The organism is Kitasatospora sp. NBC_01246 (genome assembly GCF_036226505.1).
Lineage (GTDB): Bacteria > Actinomycetota > Actinomycetes > Streptomycetales > Streptomycetaceae > Kitasatospora.
This window is the reverse complement of the sequence record NZ_CP108484.1, coordinates 5,106,769-5,121,611: the sequence shown is the minus strand read 5'-3', so window position 1 is coordinate 5,121,611 and position 14,843 is coordinate 5,106,769. Positions and strand designations below refer to the sequence as shown.

Annotated in this window: 13 protein-coding genes; 3 read left to right on the top strand and 10 right to left on the bottom strand. The window is 74.0% G+C overall.

What is annotated here, in order from left to right; translation table 11 throughout:
- Positions 1 to 128: 128 nt before the first annotated feature.
- The 5 genes from OG618_RS22470 to OG618_RS22450 all read right to left on the bottom strand — a co-directional run bounded on the left by OG618_RS22470 (position 129) and on the right by OG618_RS22450 (position 5,846).
- On the bottom strand, positions 129 to 1,130 hold the full coding sequence (locus OG618_RS22470) for an SMI1/KNR4 family protein (protein ID WP_329489328.1): 1,002 nt from the start codon (positions 1,128 to 1,130) through the stop codon (positions 129 to 131).
- A 161-nt stretch (positions 1,131 to 1,291) separates the two neighbouring features.
- Entirely contained in the window at positions 1,292 to 2,416 is a 1,125-nt protein-coding gene (locus OG618_RS22465; protein WP_329489327.1) for a DegT/DnrJ/EryC1/StrS family aminotransferase, read from the bottom strand.
- Between the two features lie 127 nt (positions 2,417 to 2,543).
- Positions 2,544 to 3,674, bottom strand: coding sequence for a DegT/DnrJ/EryC1/StrS family aminotransferase (locus OG618_RS22460; RefSeq protein ID WP_329489326.1), 1,131 nt, complete (start codon positions 3,672 to 3,674; stop codon positions 2,544 to 2,546).
- Positions 3,675 to 3,708: 34 nt separating this feature from the next.
- The gene (locus OG618_RS22455) at positions 3,709 to 4,689 is read right to left on the bottom strand and encodes an NAD-dependent epimerase/dehydratase family protein (protein ID WP_329489325.1); all 981 of its coding nucleotides are present in this window, start codon (positions 4,687 to 4,689) and stop codon (positions 3,709 to 3,711) included.
- On the bottom strand, positions 4,686 to 5,846 hold the full coding sequence (locus OG618_RS22450; protein ID WP_329489324.1) for a Gfo/Idh/MocA family protein: 1,161 nt from the start codon (positions 5,844 to 5,846) through the stop codon (positions 4,686 to 4,688). The genes OG618_RS22455 and OG618_RS22450 overlap by 4 nt, the downstream gene beginning before the upstream one ends.
- Before the next feature lie 353 nt (positions 5,847 to 6,199).
- Between OG618_RS22450 and OG618_RS22445 the strand changes: the two genes are divergently transcribed.
- Complete coding sequence (locus OG618_RS22445) at positions 6,200 to 6,661, top strand: YwqJ-related putative deaminase (RefSeq protein ID WP_329489323.1); 462 nt, start codon at positions 6,200 to 6,202, stop codon at positions 6,659 to 6,661.
- A gap of 68 nt (positions 6,662 to 6,729) precedes the next feature.
- Positions 6,730 to 7,254 carry an SUKH-3 domain-containing protein gene (locus OG618_RS22440; RefSeq protein WP_380390990.1) on the top strand — a complete coding sequence of 175 codons (525 nt, stop codon included), beginning with the start codon at positions 6,730 to 6,732 and terminating at the stop codon, positions 7,252 to 7,254.
- Between the two features lie 48 nt (positions 7,255 to 7,302).
- Here OG618_RS22440 and OG618_RS22435 read toward each other — a convergent pair whose 3' ends face one another.
- Complete coding sequence (locus OG618_RS22435; RefSeq protein ID WP_329489322.1) at positions 7,303 to 8,571, bottom strand: sensor histidine kinase; 1,269 nt, start codon at positions 8,569 to 8,571, stop codon at positions 7,303 to 7,305.
- 260 nt (positions 8,572 to 8,831) lie between these two features.
- Between OG618_RS22435 and ppc the strand changes: the two genes are divergently transcribed.
- Positions 8,832 to 11,645: a phosphoenolpyruvate carboxylase gene (ppc, locus tag OG618_RS22430; RefSeq protein ID WP_380390979.1), complete on the top strand. Its 2,814-nt coding sequence runs from the start codon at positions 8,832 to 8,834 to the stop codon at positions 11,643 to 11,645.
- An 89-nt stretch (positions 11,646 to 11,734) separates the two neighbouring features.
- On the opposite strand, the gene OG618_RS22425 is transcribed toward ppc, so the two are convergent.
- From OG618_RS22425 to OG618_RS22410, 4 genes are all read right to left on the bottom strand, one after another.
- Positions 11,735 to 12,061, bottom strand: coding sequence for a hypothetical protein (locus tag OG618_RS22425; RefSeq protein WP_329489321.1), 327 nt, complete (start codon positions 12,059 to 12,061; stop codon positions 11,735 to 11,737).
- Between the two features lie 180 nt (positions 12,062 to 12,241).
- Positions 12,242 to 12,823 carry an aminoacyl-tRNA hydrolase gene (pth, locus tag OG618_RS22420; protein ID WP_329489320.1) on the bottom strand — a complete coding sequence of 194 codons (582 nt, stop codon included), beginning with the start codon at positions 12,821 to 12,823 and terminating at the stop codon, positions 12,242 to 12,244.
- A 107-nt stretch (positions 12,824 to 12,930) separates the two neighbouring features.
- Positions 12,931 to 13,521 (bottom strand): 50S ribosomal protein L25/general stress protein Ctc, encoded by a 591-nt coding sequence (locus OG618_RS22415; RefSeq protein ID WP_329489319.1) that lies wholly within the window; start codon positions 13,519 to 13,521, stop codon positions 12,931 to 12,933.
- Positions 13,522 to 13,807: 286 nt separating this feature from the next.
- Positions 13,808 to 14,785, bottom strand: a complete 978-nt coding sequence (locus OG618_RS22410; protein WP_329489318.1) for a ribose-phosphate diphosphokinase — start codon at positions 14,783 to 14,785, stop codon at positions 13,808 to 13,810.
- Between the last annotated feature and the right edge of the window lie 58 nt (positions 14,786 to 14,843).

Sequence of the window (14,843 nt, the reverse complement as noted above, 5' to 3'; positions counted from 1 at the left end):
ACCCCGCCGTTGATCCACTCGTCGGCGAGCTCCTGCGCCTGCGTGTACGTCACCACGCCCGGTTCACCCCTGTCCCCTTCGTCCCCGCTTGTTCCGCTACCACCGTCGCCGCAGCCGTACGGGCCACGTCAGCCCACCGGCACGGCGCGGGCGAACCCGCCGTCCACCATCAGCTCCGCGACCGTCTCCAGTTCCGGCGGACTGCCGGCCAGCCGGAGCAGGAAGTCGTCGAAGTCCTCGCCGCAGGGCAGCAGCAGCCGGGCGACCCGCTCCTCGGGCGCCTCGGGGGCGCCGCCGTCACGGGCGTCGTCGTAGAGGCAGAACCAGACCGAGCCGGCCCGGTCGCCGCGCACCTTGAGCGCCACGATGCCGCCCTGGGCGTAGGCGATGCCCAGGTAGTCCTTGGTGAGGTGGTCGCGCAGGCACTTGTTGGCGTAGACGACGTCCTCCGTCCCGTACTCCTCGCTGAGGGTCAGGAACGGCTGGTCGAGCAGCAGCCCCAGCTCGGGGTCGAGCGCCACGCCGACCGGGGCCCGGCCGCCGGCCAGCTTGAGGAAGGTCCGGTACGCGCCGGGCAGCCGGTAGCCGAGGCGCTCCTCGGCCCGCTGCACCAGGTCCTCGGGGACGCCGATCGGGTCGCCGCCGTCCCGGGCGAGCGAGAAGTGCACCGGCCGGCGCTCCTGCAAGGGGCGGGTGCCGCGGCGGGTGTGGTCCGCGGTGGAGGTGGCCAGGCCGCCGTGGTGCCGCAGCAGCGCCTTCACCTCGACCGGGACGAGCTCCATCCGCCGCCAGCCGGGCGCGGCCCGGCCGACCGCGTGGTGCCAGGTCCAGCCGGGCGGGGTGGCCACGGCGGTCTCCAGGTCGGCCCAGAGCGGATGGCCCTGGGTGAACTGCGCGGCATTGGCCGAGACGTAGTCCGTCAGCCGCAGTTCGTCGACGCCGAAGCCCTCCGGCGGATCGGCCACCTCGGCCGCGGCCGCCGCGTACGGACCGAAGTCCGGGTGACCGTGCTCGTCCACCCTGACCCCGGCGGGGTGCCGCTCCGCGCGGACCGGGTCCGGGAACTGCACCACCTGACCTGCGTACGCCGCGTTGGGCGCGGCGGCGACGCCGGGCCGACCTGTCGTCATCTGGGAGCCCCCACTGGCTGCTGCAAATTCGGTGCGCTTGCTGGACACCAGCGTAGGGGGTCCCCCCGGGCCACGACCCCCCGCCCGGGCACACCGGACAGCCCGCGGGCCACGGGCGGGGAGCGCGGCCGCGGGCCCGGACCGCGCCGGCCCGCCGGGGCTCAGGCGGCGAGCGCCTCGGCCAGCGTCTCCACGACGCGTTCCTGCTGGGCCGCGGTGATGTGCGGGTGGAGCGGCAGGGTGAGAAGCTCCCGGGCGGCCCGCTCAGCGACCGGGAACGCGCCCGCGCCGTGGCCGAGTTGCCGGAACGCCGGCTGGAGGTGGACGGGTACCGGGTAGTGGACGCCGGCGCCGATGCCCGCGGCCTGCAGCGCGGCGAGCACGGCGTCCCGGTCCCGGCCGGGCCCGATCCGCACCGCGTACAGGTGCCAGACGTGCTCGTTGCCGGGCGCGGTCCGCGGCGGGGTGAGGCCGTCGATCCCGGCCAGCAGCCGGTGGTAGCGCTCGGCGGCGGCCCGGCGGGCCTCGTTCCATGCGGGCAGCCGGCGCAGCTTGGCCCGCAGCACGACGGCCTGCAGCGCGTCCATCCGGGAGTTGAAGCCGAACCGCTCGTGCTCGTACTTGCGGCCCGAGCCGTGGTCGCCGATCAGCCGGACGGCGGCCGCCAGGGCGTCGTCGTCGGTGACGACGGCGCCCGCGTCCCCGTACGCGCCGAGGTTCTTGCCGGGGTAGAAGCTGGTGGCGGAGACCAGCCCGTGGAGGGCGCGGCCGTGCTGCCGGGCGCCCTGGGACTGCGCGGCGTCCTCCACCACCGGCCGGCCGGCGGCCAGCTCCAGCAGCGGGCCCATCGGGGCGAGCTGCCCGTTGAGGTGGACGGGCAGCAGCGCGACGGCGCCGGGCAGCGCGTCCGCCACGCGCTCGGGGTCGATCAGCAGGTGGTCCGGGTCGGCGTCGACCAGCACCGGGCGCAGCCCGGCCCGGACCACGGCCTCCGCGGTGGCGACGAAGGTGTTGGCGGGGAGCACCACGCCGCCGCCGGGCGGCAGGTCGAGGGCGCGCAGCGCCAGTTCGAGCGCGTCGGTGCCGTTGGCGGCGCCGACGCAGTGCCGGGCGCCGGAGAAGGCCGCGTACTCCGCCTCGAAGCCGGCCGTCTCGGGGCCCTTGACGTAGCCGCCGGTGGCGAGCACCCGGTCGAAGCCGGCCCGGACCTCGGCCTCCACCTCGGCGTGCGCGGCCTTCAGGTCCACCAGCGGAACCGGCTCGTCGACGGGCTGATCGGTGCTCATCCTGGTCTCCCCCTGGGTGTCTCGGCGGATCGGAGCGGGCGGACGGCGGCGACGGCCCGGCCCCGGGCCGTGAACGTGGCCGTGAACGTGGCCGTGGCCGTGGACGGGCGGGGCCGGCCGGGCCGGTTCAGCCGAGCGCCGCGCGCACGGCCCCGACCACCCGGTCCTGCTGCCGCTCGGTGAGCGCGTGGTAGAGCGGCAGGATCAGCGAGCGGCCGGTGAGCAGCTCGGTGGCGGGCAGCGGCACCCGGGCGGTGCCCTGGTACGGGGCCTCCAGGTGGGCCGCCATGATGCCGCGCCGGGCGGAGACGCCGGCGTCGGCGAGGTCGGCGAGCACCGCCCCGCGGTCGGGGGCGGTGTCCGGGAGCAGCAGCCAGCAGGACTGGTAGTTGGTGCTGCCGTGCGCCGGGTCGGCCACCAGCCGGCCGCCGGTGCCGGCCAGCAGCTCCCGGTACCGCTCGGCGAGTTCGCGCCGCCGGGCGACCATGGCCGGCAGCTTGCGCAGCTGCACCAGGCCGATCGCCGCCTGGATGTCGGTCATCCGGTAGTTGAAGCCGATCTCGTCGTACGTCTCCAGCCGGCCGGCGCCGTCCTTCGCGGCGTGCCGGTCGGCGGCCGAGACGCTCATCCCGTGCTCGCGCAGCCGGCGCAGCCGGGCGGCGAGCGCGCCGTCCTGGCAGGTGACCATGCCGCCCTCGCCGGTGGTGAGCAGCTTGCGCGGGTGGAAGGAGTAGGCGGCCAGCGCCGCCGTGCCGCCCACCGGCCGGCCCCGGTGGACGGAGCCGGCCGCGCAGGCGGCGTCCTCGACCACGGTGGCCCCGCGCGGTTCGACCAGCGCGCGGAGCCCGTCCAGGTCGACCGGGACGCCGCCCTGGTCGACCGCGATCACGGCCCTGGTCCGCTCGGTGAGCAGGGGTTCGACGGTGGCGGCGGTGAGGTTGCCGGTGGTGACGTCCACGTCGGCGAAGACCGGGACGGCGCCGACGTAGGTGACGGCGTTGGCGGTGGCGACGAAGGAGAACGAGGGGACGACGACCTCGTCCCCCGGCCCGACCCCGGCGCCGATCAGCGCCAGGTGCAGGGCGGTGGTGCAGGAGGAGACCGCGACGGCGTGCGGTACCCCGAGGTGCTCGGCGAAGGCCCGCTCGAACTCGGCGACCCGGGGGCCCTGGGCCACCCAGCCGGAGCGGACGGCCTCGGCGGCGGCGAGGGCCTCCTCCTCGCCGAGCCAGGGGATCATGACGGGGATGGTGGACACAGGTGTACTCCGAACTGCCGTGCAGACGAGGGGACTACTGCTCGCGCCACCAGGCGACCAGCCTGCGCAGGCCGTCGTCGAGGCCCAGTTCGGGCTTCCAGGCGAGGTCGCGTTCGGCGGCGGTGATGTCCGCCAGGCGCCGGACCACGCCGCCGGCGGTGCCCCGGGCGGGGCCGTGCTCGACGTCGAGGTCGGTGCGGTCCATCGCGGTGAGCAGGGCGTCGGCCAGCCCTCGCAGCGAGACCTCGGTGCTGCTGGCGATGTTGTAGACCCGGTCGCTGACGGGCGCCGCGGCGGCCAGCAGGTTGGCCCGGGCGATGTCCTCGGTGTAGACGAAGTCCATGGTCTGCGCGCCGTCGCCGAAGATCAGCGGCGGCTGCCCGGCGGCGATCCGCTCCATCCAGCGGATGAACACCTCGGTGTACTTGCCGTGGACGTCCATCCGGGGCCCGTACACGTTGAAGTACCGGAGCGCGACGTAGTCCAGGCCGGCCATCGCGTGGAAGCTGCGCAGCAGCCCCTCGTTGAAGACCTTGGCCGCCCCGTACAGGGTGTCGTTGTGGTACGGGTGCTGGGTCTCCGGCGTCGGGAAGACGTCGGCGAGGCCGTAGACGGAGGCGGTGGAGGAGGCGATCACCTTGCCGACGCCGACCTCCGCGGCGGCCTCGACCACGTCGAAGGTGCCGTCCACCATGATCTCCAGGGCCAGCCTGGGCTCGGTGGCGCACTGGGTGATCCGGATCGCGGCCAGGTGGAACAGCAGGTCGGTGCCGGGGCCCAGCAGCTCGCGCAGCAGGCCGCGGTCGCGGATGTCGCCGTCCACCACCCGCAGCTGCCCGGGTGCGGCGATCTCGCGGGCGTACGCCAGGTTGGCCGCCCGGCCGCGGACGAAGTTGTCGAGCACGACCACCTCGCGGGCGCCCGCCGCGATCAGCTGGTCGACCACGGTGGAGCCGATGGTGCCGGCCCCGCCCGTGACCAGGCAGCGGGAGCCCTCGATCTGTACAGCGTTCACCGCGCGGCGGCCCTCTCGTTCGCGTCGGACAGTTCGTCGGGACCGGCGCCGACCGGGACGGTGGCGCCACCGAGCTCCAGGCTGAGCGAGGCGGCCTCCAGCAGCTGCAGCACGCGCAGTCCGGCCCGGCCGTCGGTGAGCGGGGCCCGGCCCTCGGTGATGGCGGCGGCGAACTCGGCCATCACGTTGCGCAGCGCCTCCTGCTCGACCAGCGCGGGCGCGACCATCTCGCCCACCCGGTAGGAGATCAGCGTCTGGTGGCGGATCGCGTCGGTCAGCTCGTCGGGCGGGGTGAGGTCCACGCCGCGGTCGTGCACCGCGAGCCGGGCCTGCGGGTTGAGGTCGTCCCAGACCAGGGTGCGCCGCGAGCCGCCGATGAGCGTCGTGCGGACCTTCGTCGGGGAGAGCCAGTTGACGTGGCAGTGCGCCAGCGCGCCGTTGCTCAGCCGGACCGTCAGATAGGCCACGCAGGCCCGGCCGGCCCCGATCGGGTCGGCGCCCTGGGCGGAGACCCCGATCGGTTCGACGCCCGGTGGCAGGACGAAGTCCAGGATGGACAGGTCGTGCGGGGCGAGGTCCCAGAGCACGTCCACGTCCGGCTGGACCAGCCCGAGGTTGATCCGCACCGAGTCGAAGAACTGGACGTCGCCGATCTCCCCGCCGTGCACCAGCTCGCGGATCCGGCGCACCACGGGCGTGTAGCAGAAGGTGTGGTCGCACATCAGCACCAGGCCGCGCTCCTCGGCGAGCGCCACCAGCTCGGCGGCCTCCGCGGCGGAGGTGGTGATCGGCTTCTCCACCAGGACGTGCTTGCCCGCCTCCAGCGCGGCCCGGGCCAGCCGGTAGTGCGCGGCGGCCGGGGTGGCGACCGCGACCGCGCCGACCCGCTCGTCCGCGAGCACCTGGGCGAACGAGGTGGTGGACCGGACGGTGCTGTACTCGCCCAGCACCCGGCGGGACCTGGCCTCGTCCAGGTCGCAGAGCCAGTGCAGGCGCAGCGCCGGCGTCTGCTGCGCGTTGCGGACCAGGTTCGGGCCCCAGTAGCCGGCGCCGACCACCGCGATCCCGACCGGGTGCGCGGGCGCGGGCTGCGGCGGCGCGCCCGGGGTGGGCACGTGCTCGCCGGGCGCCTCGTTCGCGGTTTCCGTCTCCGTCATCGCAAGACCCCCCTTGCTCGACGCCGGGGCGCCCTTGCCCCGACGGCCTCAACGGCCAGACCGAGCAGAGGAGTTGCCGCACCGGCCGATCAACCCCCCAGGGACCGGCCGCCCCCTTGGCTCGCTGCTGGAACGCTACCGGCCGCCGCCCCCGGCCGGAGGCGGATTCGGGAAACCCGGGGACGAGTCGTGACGACGGCGTGCGGATCCGGCCGACACGGCGTACCCACCGGCCCGCCGGTGGCCGGCCGTCGCCCCCCGGTTGTACGGATGTCGGTGCCATTTGACAGGCTTGCCCCGGACTGACCCCACACGGTCCCGTCACCGGCGGACGAACAGGAGGAGGACGACGTATGACCACCGGCGAACCGGCCGGCCCGCCCGTGCTGCGCCACTTCCGCGACAGCCTGCTGCCCGCCGTCGCCGCCGCCCTGTCGCTGAAGGGCGGCGAGGTGCACACCCTGGCGGGCGACAAGCCCGCCCGGCGCCCGGCCCTGCATCCCCTGGTGGCCGACTTCCTGGACGCGCTGCCGCTGGAGCACCGCGAGCGCTTCACCGGCCGCTGCCCGGAGGCCGTCCTGCTCTCCCAGTACCTGGCCGTCGTGGACGCCAAGCGCTCCAAGCGCGCCGCCCGCAAGCCGCTGGGCCTGCCCGAGGCCCGCAAGGCGCTCAAGGGCTCGCGGCTGACCACCGTACGGATCCGCGAGGAGCACGACCCGGCGCACGGCACCCACGCCCCGCCCTGCCGCTCCTGCGTACCGCTGCTGGAGCACTTCGCCGTGCGGAGCGTCGCGGTCGGGCCGCCCGCCCGCTGACCGCGCACCCGCGTACGCCCCCCGTCCCCGAGCCGCCGGAGCCCGCCCTGAACCCGCCCAGTCCGCCGCTGCCCCCGCCGAGCACGTCCGGCGGGTCCGCCCTGCGCAGCCGCCCGCGCTTTCCGGCCGATGTCGCCGCCGAACTCAAGGCGGCCGGCTGGCACCCCGGCCGCTGGCAGATCCGCCAGGCCGAGGAGTGGGCCGACGCCCTGGCGGCGTACGGCGGCCCGGCCGGCGTCGGTCACGCGGTGTTCCCGGCCGCGGTGGAGGCCTGGGCCGAGTTCGGCGGCCTCGCCTTCGACCTCGACGGCCCGGGGCGCCAGCTGGCCCGGACGCCCTTCCTGGTGGACCCGCTCTGCGGGCTCCACCAGCCGCGCACCCTGGCCGACCTCGGCCGCGCCCTGGACACCCGGCTCGCCCCGCTCGGCGAGGAGGCGTACGGCCAGGCCCTGCTGGCGGTGGACGAGGAGGGCCGGGTCTACAGCCTGGACCACACCGGGGAGTGGTTCCTCGGCCACGGCGTCGACCAGGCGATCAGCACCCTCGTCCTCGGTACCGCGCCCGAGCGGCTGCGCACCGCCGACGAGGGCTGAGCGCTCCGGCCCGCGCCGCGCCGGGCGGACGCCGCCCGGCCGGCGGCCTCACCCCAGCCGGTCGGCCCGGACGGCCAGCCTGGACGGCAGCACCGCCTCGACCCGGAAGCCCCCGTCCGCCTCCGGCCCCGCCGAGAAGGTGCCGCCCAGCGCGACCACCCGCTCCCGCATCCCGATCAGCCCGTTGCCCCCGCTGGGCAGCGCCGCCGCCGTCCGCTCGCCGCCCGGACAGGCGTTCACCACGCTGACCCGCACGCCATTGGGCGCGTAGGCGAGCAGCACGGCGACCTGCGCGCCACCGGCGTGCTTGTGCGCGTTGGTCAGGCCTTCCTGGACCACCCGGTACGCGGTCTGCTCGGCCTCGGTGGTGAACTCCTGGCGGCTGCCGCTGACGGTCAGGGTGACGGCCATCCCGGCCGCCCTCGACTGGTCGACCAGCCGGGGCAGCGCGACCAGCGAGTCCGGCTCCGGCGCGCTGTCGTCCGACATCCGCAGCACCCCGAGGATCTCGCGCAGTTCGTTCAGCGCCTGCCGACCGACCTCCCCCATCAGCTTGGCGCTCTGGGCCGCCCTCTCCGGGTCCTTCGCCACGATCCGCTCCAGCGCCCCGGCGTGCACCACCATCAGCGACACCCGGTGGGCCACCACGTCGTGCATCTCCCGGGCGATCCTGGTCCGCTCCTCCAGCCGGGCCCGGCGGGCACGCTCGCGGGCCTGCTCGGCCAGCAGGTCCAGCTCGGTCTCCAGGCCGTGCGCGCGGTCCTTGAGCGACTCGATCAGCCGCCGCCGCGCGCCCACGTACAGGCCGGTGACCACCGGCGGCACGGTCAGGCCGACGGCCACCAGCACCGACAGCAGCACCTGCCCCCAGAGCGGCGGCTGCTCCACCGTCAGGTCGGAGGGGGTGAGCATGGACACCAGCATCACGCCGACCGCCTCGGCGAAGGCCAGGGCGGACAGCGCCACCACCCGCCGGCGCCGGCTCGGCCACTCCCAGGTCTCCGCGAGCGTGTAGAGCGATACCGTCAGCAGCACCACGCCCAGCATCCCGGGCATCGCCACCAGGGCCACCAGCACCGGCACCGCCGGCCAGCGCCGCCGCAGCACCAGCGTGGCGCCGGCCGCCGCGCCGAACAGCGCGACCCCGACGATGGCCACCACGCCCAGGTGGACCCGGGGCGCCAGGAAGGCGACCGCGCTGGCCGCGCACTCCAGCGCCGCCAGCGCCGCCAGCCCGATGTCCAGGAGAGCGCTGCGCCGGCGCTCCCACCACCAGAACGACCGGTCCCGCTCGCGCTCCCCAGGCGACTTGCTCATAGCCCCACAGCCTAAGCGTGAACCCCGACCCGTCCCCACCCGGTTCCGCCCCGACACCCGGGCGGGCCTTCAAGTGGTCCAGACCACCTGAACCGGCTGTGATCTTGTCCGCCATCCGGCCACCTCGCGGACAGCAACCGCCCCGACACCTATGCTGGGTCGCGTCGGACAGCGCGGTCCGCACGCGTCACACCCGCCACACGTGTGCGGAGCTGTGACGATGAGCCGTTGCCGAACCCCACCACCACAGGGAGCCAGCCGTGACCGCTCCGGTCCCCACCCCGGCGGACAGCCCCAGCCGTGTCGGCCCCGCCGGCGCCGACGCCGACAACACAGCCCTGCGCGCGGACATCCGCCGCCTCGGCGACCTCCTCGGCGAGACGCTGGTCCGCCAGGAGGGCCCCCAGCTGCTGGGCCTGGTCGAACAGGTCCGCCTGCTGAGCCGCACCGACGGCGAGGCCACCGCCGAACTGCTCTCCGACATCGACCTGGACACCGCCGCCAAGCTGGTCCGCGCGTTCTCCACCTACTTCCACCTCGCCAACGTCACCGAGCAGGTGCACCGCGGCCGGGAGCTGGCCACCCGCCGCGCCCGCGAGGGCTCGCTGCTCGCCCAGACCGCGGACCAGCTCGGCGAGGCGGACCCGAAGCACCTCGCGAACACCCTGGCCCACCTGGCCGTCCGCCCGGTCTTCACCGCCCACCCCACCGAGGCCGCCCGCCGCAGCGTCCTCAACAAGCTCCGCCGGATCGGCGAGCTGCTCGACCGGATCCACCGCGAGCAGATCGCCGCCGGCCTCTCGCACGCCGACCAGGCCCGCACCACCTCCGCCAAGCGGCAGGCCGACCGCCGCCTCGCCGAGGTCATCGACCTGCTCTGGCAGACCGACGAGCTGCGGATCGCCCGCCCGGAGCCGACCGACGAGGCCCGCAACGCCGTCTACTACCTGGACGAGCTCTACCGCGAGGCCGTACCCGAGGTCCTGGAGGAGCTGCACGAGGAGCTCGCCCGGGTCGGCCTCACCCTGCCCGACGGCGTCCGCCCGCTCACCTTCGGCACCTGGATCGGCGGCGACCGCGACGGCAACCCGAACGTCACCCCGCAGGTCACCTGGGACGTCCTGAACCTCCAGCACGAGTACGGCATCAAGGACGCCCTGGCGGCCGTCGACGACCTGCGCAACTCGCTCTCCACCTCCGAGCGCCTGGCCGGCGCCTCGGCCGAGCTGGTCGCCTCGCTCCACGCCGACCTGGACGTGCTCCCCGAGCTGAGCCCGCGCTACAAGCGGATGAACGCCGAGGAGCCCTACCGCCTCAAGGCCACCTGCGTCCGGCTCAAGCTGGAGAACACCCGCGAGCGGCTCGCCCAGGGCACCCCGCACATCGCGGGCCGCGACTACCTCGGCACCCGCGAGCTCGTCGCCGACCTCCGGCTGATCCAGGAGTCGCTCCGCTCCCACCGCGGCGGCCTGATCGCCGACGGGCGGCTCGCCCGCGCCATCCGCACCATCGAGGCCTTCGGCCTCCAGCTCGCCACCATGGACGTCCGCGAGCACGCCGAGGCCCACCACCACGCGCTCGGCCAGCTCTTCGACCGGCTCGGCGAGGAGGCCTGGCGCTACGCGGACATGCCCCGCGAGTACCGGCAGAAGCTGCTCGCCAAGGAGCTCCGCTCGCGCCGCCCGCTCGCGCCCACCCCGGCCCCGCTGGACGCCGCGGGCACCAAGACCCTCGGCGTCTTCAACACCATCCGCGAGGGCTTCGAGCGGTTCGGCGACGAGATCGTCGAGAGCTACATCATCTCGATGTGCCAGGGCGCCGACGACGTGTTCGCCGCCACCGTGCTGGCCCGCGAGGCCGGTCTGATCGACCTGCACGCCGGTATCGCCAAGATCGGCATCGTGCCGCTGCTGGAGACCACCGACGAACTCCAGGAGGCCGACCGGATCCTGGACGAGATGCTCTCCGACCCCTCCTACCGGCTGCTCGTCTCGCTGCGCGGCGACGTCCAGGAGGTCATGCTCGGCTACTCCGACTCCTCCAAGTTCGGCGGCATCACCACCTCCCAGTGGGAGATCCACCGCGCCCAGCGCCGGCTGCGCGACGTCGCCCACCGCTACGGGATCCGGCTGCGGCTCTTCCACGGCCGCGGCGGCACCGTCGGCCGCGGCGGCGGCCCCTCGCACGAGGCCATCCTGGCCCAGCCCTGGGGCACCCTGGAGGGCGAGATCAAGGTCACCGAGCAGGGTGAGGTGATCTCCGACAAGTACCTGCTGCCCTCGCTGGCCCGGGAGAACCTGGAACTGACCATCTCGGCCACCCTGTCCGCCTCGGCGCTGCACACCGCCCCGCGCCAGGCCCCCGAGGAGCTGGCCCGCTGGGACGCCGCGATGGACCAGGTCTCGGCGGCCGCGCACACCGCGTACCGCGCCCTGGTCGAGCAGGAGGACCTGCCGAAGTACTTCTTCGCGGCCACCCCGGTCGACCAGCTCGCCTCGCTGCACCTGGGCTCCCGGCCGTCCCGCCGCCCCGACTCGGGCGCGGGCCTGGACGGCCTGCGCGCCATCCCGTGGGTGTTCGGCTGGACCCAGTCCCGCCAGATCGTGCCCGGCTGGTTCGGCGTCGGCGCCGGCCTCGCCGCCGCCCGCGAGGCGGGTCTCGGGGACGTCCTGGACGAGATGTACGGCCAGTGGCACTTCTTCCGCAACTTCCTGTCCAACGTCGCCATGACGCTGGCCAAGACCGACCTGCGGATCGCCCGCCACTACGTCGAGCAGCTGGTGCCCGCCGAGCTGCACCACATCTTCGACCAGATCACCGCCGAGCACGAGCTGACCCTGCGCGAGGTGCTCCGCCTCACCGGGGAGAGCGAACTGCTGGAGCACAACCCGGTGCTGAAGCAGACCTTCACCGTCCGCGACGCCTACCTCGACCCGATCTCCTACCTCCAGGTCGCGTTGCTGCGCCGCCAGCGCGAGGAGGCCTCCACCGGCCGCCCGGAGGACCCGCTGCGGGCCCGCGCCCTGCTGCTGACCGTGAACGGCATCGCCGCCGGCCTGCGCAACACCGGCTGACCGGCACCCGGCACCGCGAGGGCCCGGTGCCGCCCCCTCGACCGAGGGGGCGGCACCGGGCCCTTCGCGTCACACCAGTCGTACCGTCGTCACTCCACCGGATCGCCCGCGCGCCGGCGCTTCAGCCAGAGGGCCGCGCCGCCCGCCGCCACGACCAGGCCGCCGCCGACGGCCAGCAGGCCCGCGTCACCGCCGACCGAGCCGCCCAGTACCGGGCCGAACTGGGCCGCCGCGGGATCCTGGGACACCACACCGGGATCGGGGTCCGCCACCGTCTCCGCGTGGGCCACGCCACCGCCCGAGAGCAGCACCCCGGCCGCCCCCAGCGCACCGGCCGTGCCGACCTTGCGGCCGAGCTTCCTCAGCCGTACCACCCGAATCCGCCGCAGGCGCCGGACCGGCCGCAAACTCCGCATCGAGAACTCCCCAGGACCCGTTCGCGTACGGGCCCGACGCTATCCGATCCGGCACGGGTTTCTCACACCCATTCAGGTTTGGGCGGCCAAGCGTTGTACGACTGTTGCCCAGCCGCCCCGCCCACCGCGGCGGGCGGGCGGGGATCCGCTCCCTTGCCGAACAACCGTCCTGACGCCGGATCAGGAGTGGTAGACGCCCTGGGCCCGCTCCAGGCCGTCGGTGAGCAGTGCCTCCACGGCGTCCGCCGAGCGGTCCACGAACCACTCCAGCTCCTTGCGCTCGGTGGCGGAGAAGTCCTTCAGGACGAAGTCCGCGACCTCCATCCGGCCCGGCGGGCGGCCGATCCCGCAGCGCACCCGGTAGTACTCCGGGCCCAGCGACTTGGTGATCGACTTCAGCCCGTTGTGGCCGTTGTCGCCGCCGCCGAGCTTCAGCCGCAGCGTCGCGTAGTCGATGTCCAGCTCGTCGTGGACGGCCACCAGGGCCGAGGCCGGCGTCTTGTAGAAGTCCCGCAGGGCGGTCACCGGGCCGCCCGAGAGGTTCATGAAGGTCATCGGCTTGGCCAGCACCACCCGCCGGCCCGCCAGCCGCCCCTCGGCCACCTGCGCGCGGCTCTTGTGCGCCTTGAACCTGGCACCCATCCGCTGCGCCAGCAGGTCCACCACCATGAAGCCGATGTTGTGCCGGTTCCGGGCGTACTGCTCCCCCGGATTGCCCAGCCCGGCCACCAGCCAGGGGCCCTCGTACGCGTCCTCGCTCATCGCATCGCTCCTCGTGCTCTCGCTCGTCGACATCATCCCGGACACACCGCTGCCCCGGCCGCTCCAGTACGGAGCGGCCGGGGCAGCGGTCAGACGGTGCGGGAGGCTCAGGCCTCGGCGCCGGCCTCGGCGGCCTCGGCGTCGGCGTCGGCCTGCGAGGCCTGGGCGCCGATGACCTGCAGCACGACGGTGTCGGCCTCGACGGCCAGCGTGGTGCCCTTCGGCAGCGAGATGTCACCGGCGGTGATCGAGGCACCGGCCTCCAGGCCCTCGACCGAGACGGTCACGGACTCGGGCAGGTGGGTGGCCTCGGCCTCGATCGGCAGCGCGTTGAGGACGTGCTCCAGCAGGTTGCCGCCGGGGGCCAGCTCGCCCTCGGTGAGGACGGGGATCTCGACGGTGACCTTCTCGCCGCGCTTCACGAGGAGCAGGTCGACGTGCTCGATGGTGCGCTTGATGGCCTGGCGCTGGATGGCCTTCGGCAGGACGTACTCGTCCTTGCCCTCGATCGGAACGACCAGCAGGGCGTTCGGGGTCTTGAGGGCCATCATCAGGTCGTGGCCGGGCAGGTTCAGGTGAACCGGGGCGTGGCCGTGGCCGTAGACGACACCGGGGACCAGGCCGGCACGGCGGGCCCGGCGGGCAGCGCCCTTACCGAACTCGGAACGGGTCTCAGCGGCGATGCGGATCTCGGACACGACTGCACTCCTCGTGAAAACTGGCGCGGGGGTGCAGGCAACGCGAAAAACCGCCGGGACCACACCCACAGTACGTTCGGGGGTCACTCGGCGGCGTACGACCTCTGCCAACGGCCGGAAGAACCGGCCCCAGCAGCGCGTCGATCACGGAGCACGGGCACCCGACGAGCAGGCACACGGCATCCCTCGCCGAGCATTTTCACGAGTCTAACCGCACCGGTGCCCTCCGACGAAATCGACGGCGGCCCCGGCCCTTTGAGGACCGGGGCCGCCTGCGCGGGCTTCGTCAGTGCACGCCCTCGAACAGGCTGGTGACCGAGCCGTCCTCGAACACCTCGCGGATCGCGGCGGCGATCGACGGGGCGATCGACAGCGTGGTGATCTTGTCCAGCTGGAGCTCGGCCGGGGTCGGCAGGGTGTTCGTGAACACGAACTCGCTGACCCGGGAGTTCTTCAGACGGTCCGCGGCCGGACCGGAGAGCACGCCGTGCGTGGCGGCCACGATCACGTCCGCGGCGCCGTTCTCGAACAGCGCGTCGGCCGCGGCGCAGATGGTGCCGGCGGTGTCGATCATGTCGTCGACCAGGACGCAGACCCGGCCCTTGACGTCACCGACCACCTCGGCGGACAGGATGGTGTTGGCCTGGGTCATGTCGCGGCGCTTGTGGATGATCGCCAGCGGCGCGCCCAGACGGTCCGACCACTGGTCGGCGACCTTCACCCGGCCGGCGTCCGGGGACACCACGGTGAGGCGGTCGCGGTCGACCTTGTCGCCCACGTAGTCCGCCAGCAGCGGCAGCGCGAACAGGTGGTCCACCGGACCGGAGAAGAAGCCCTGGATCTGCGCGGTGTGCAGGTCCACCGCCATGATCCGGTCCGCACCGGCGCTGGCCAGCAGGTCCGCGATCAGGCGGGCCGAGATGGGCTCGCGGCCCAGGTGCTTCTTGTCCTGGCGGGCGTACCCGTAGAACGGCAGGATCGCGGTGATGCTCCGGGCCGAGGCCCGCTTCAGAGCATCGATCATGATCAGCTGTTCCATGATCCACTGGTTGATGGGAGCCGTGTGGCTCTGCATCACGAAGCAGTCCGCACCGCGCGCGGAGTCCAGGAAGCGGACGTAGATCTCACCGTTGGCGAAGTCCAGGGCCTTGGTCGGGACCAGCTCGGTCCCGAGCGCCTCGGCCACCTCCCTCGCCAGCTCAGGGTGGGCACGGCCGGAGAAGAGCTTGAGTTTCTTCTCACCCGACGTCGTGATCCCGCTCACTGCACCGTCTCCTCGCGTTGCTGACGCTGAACCCGTCCGCACCGCAGGCAGGCACGAG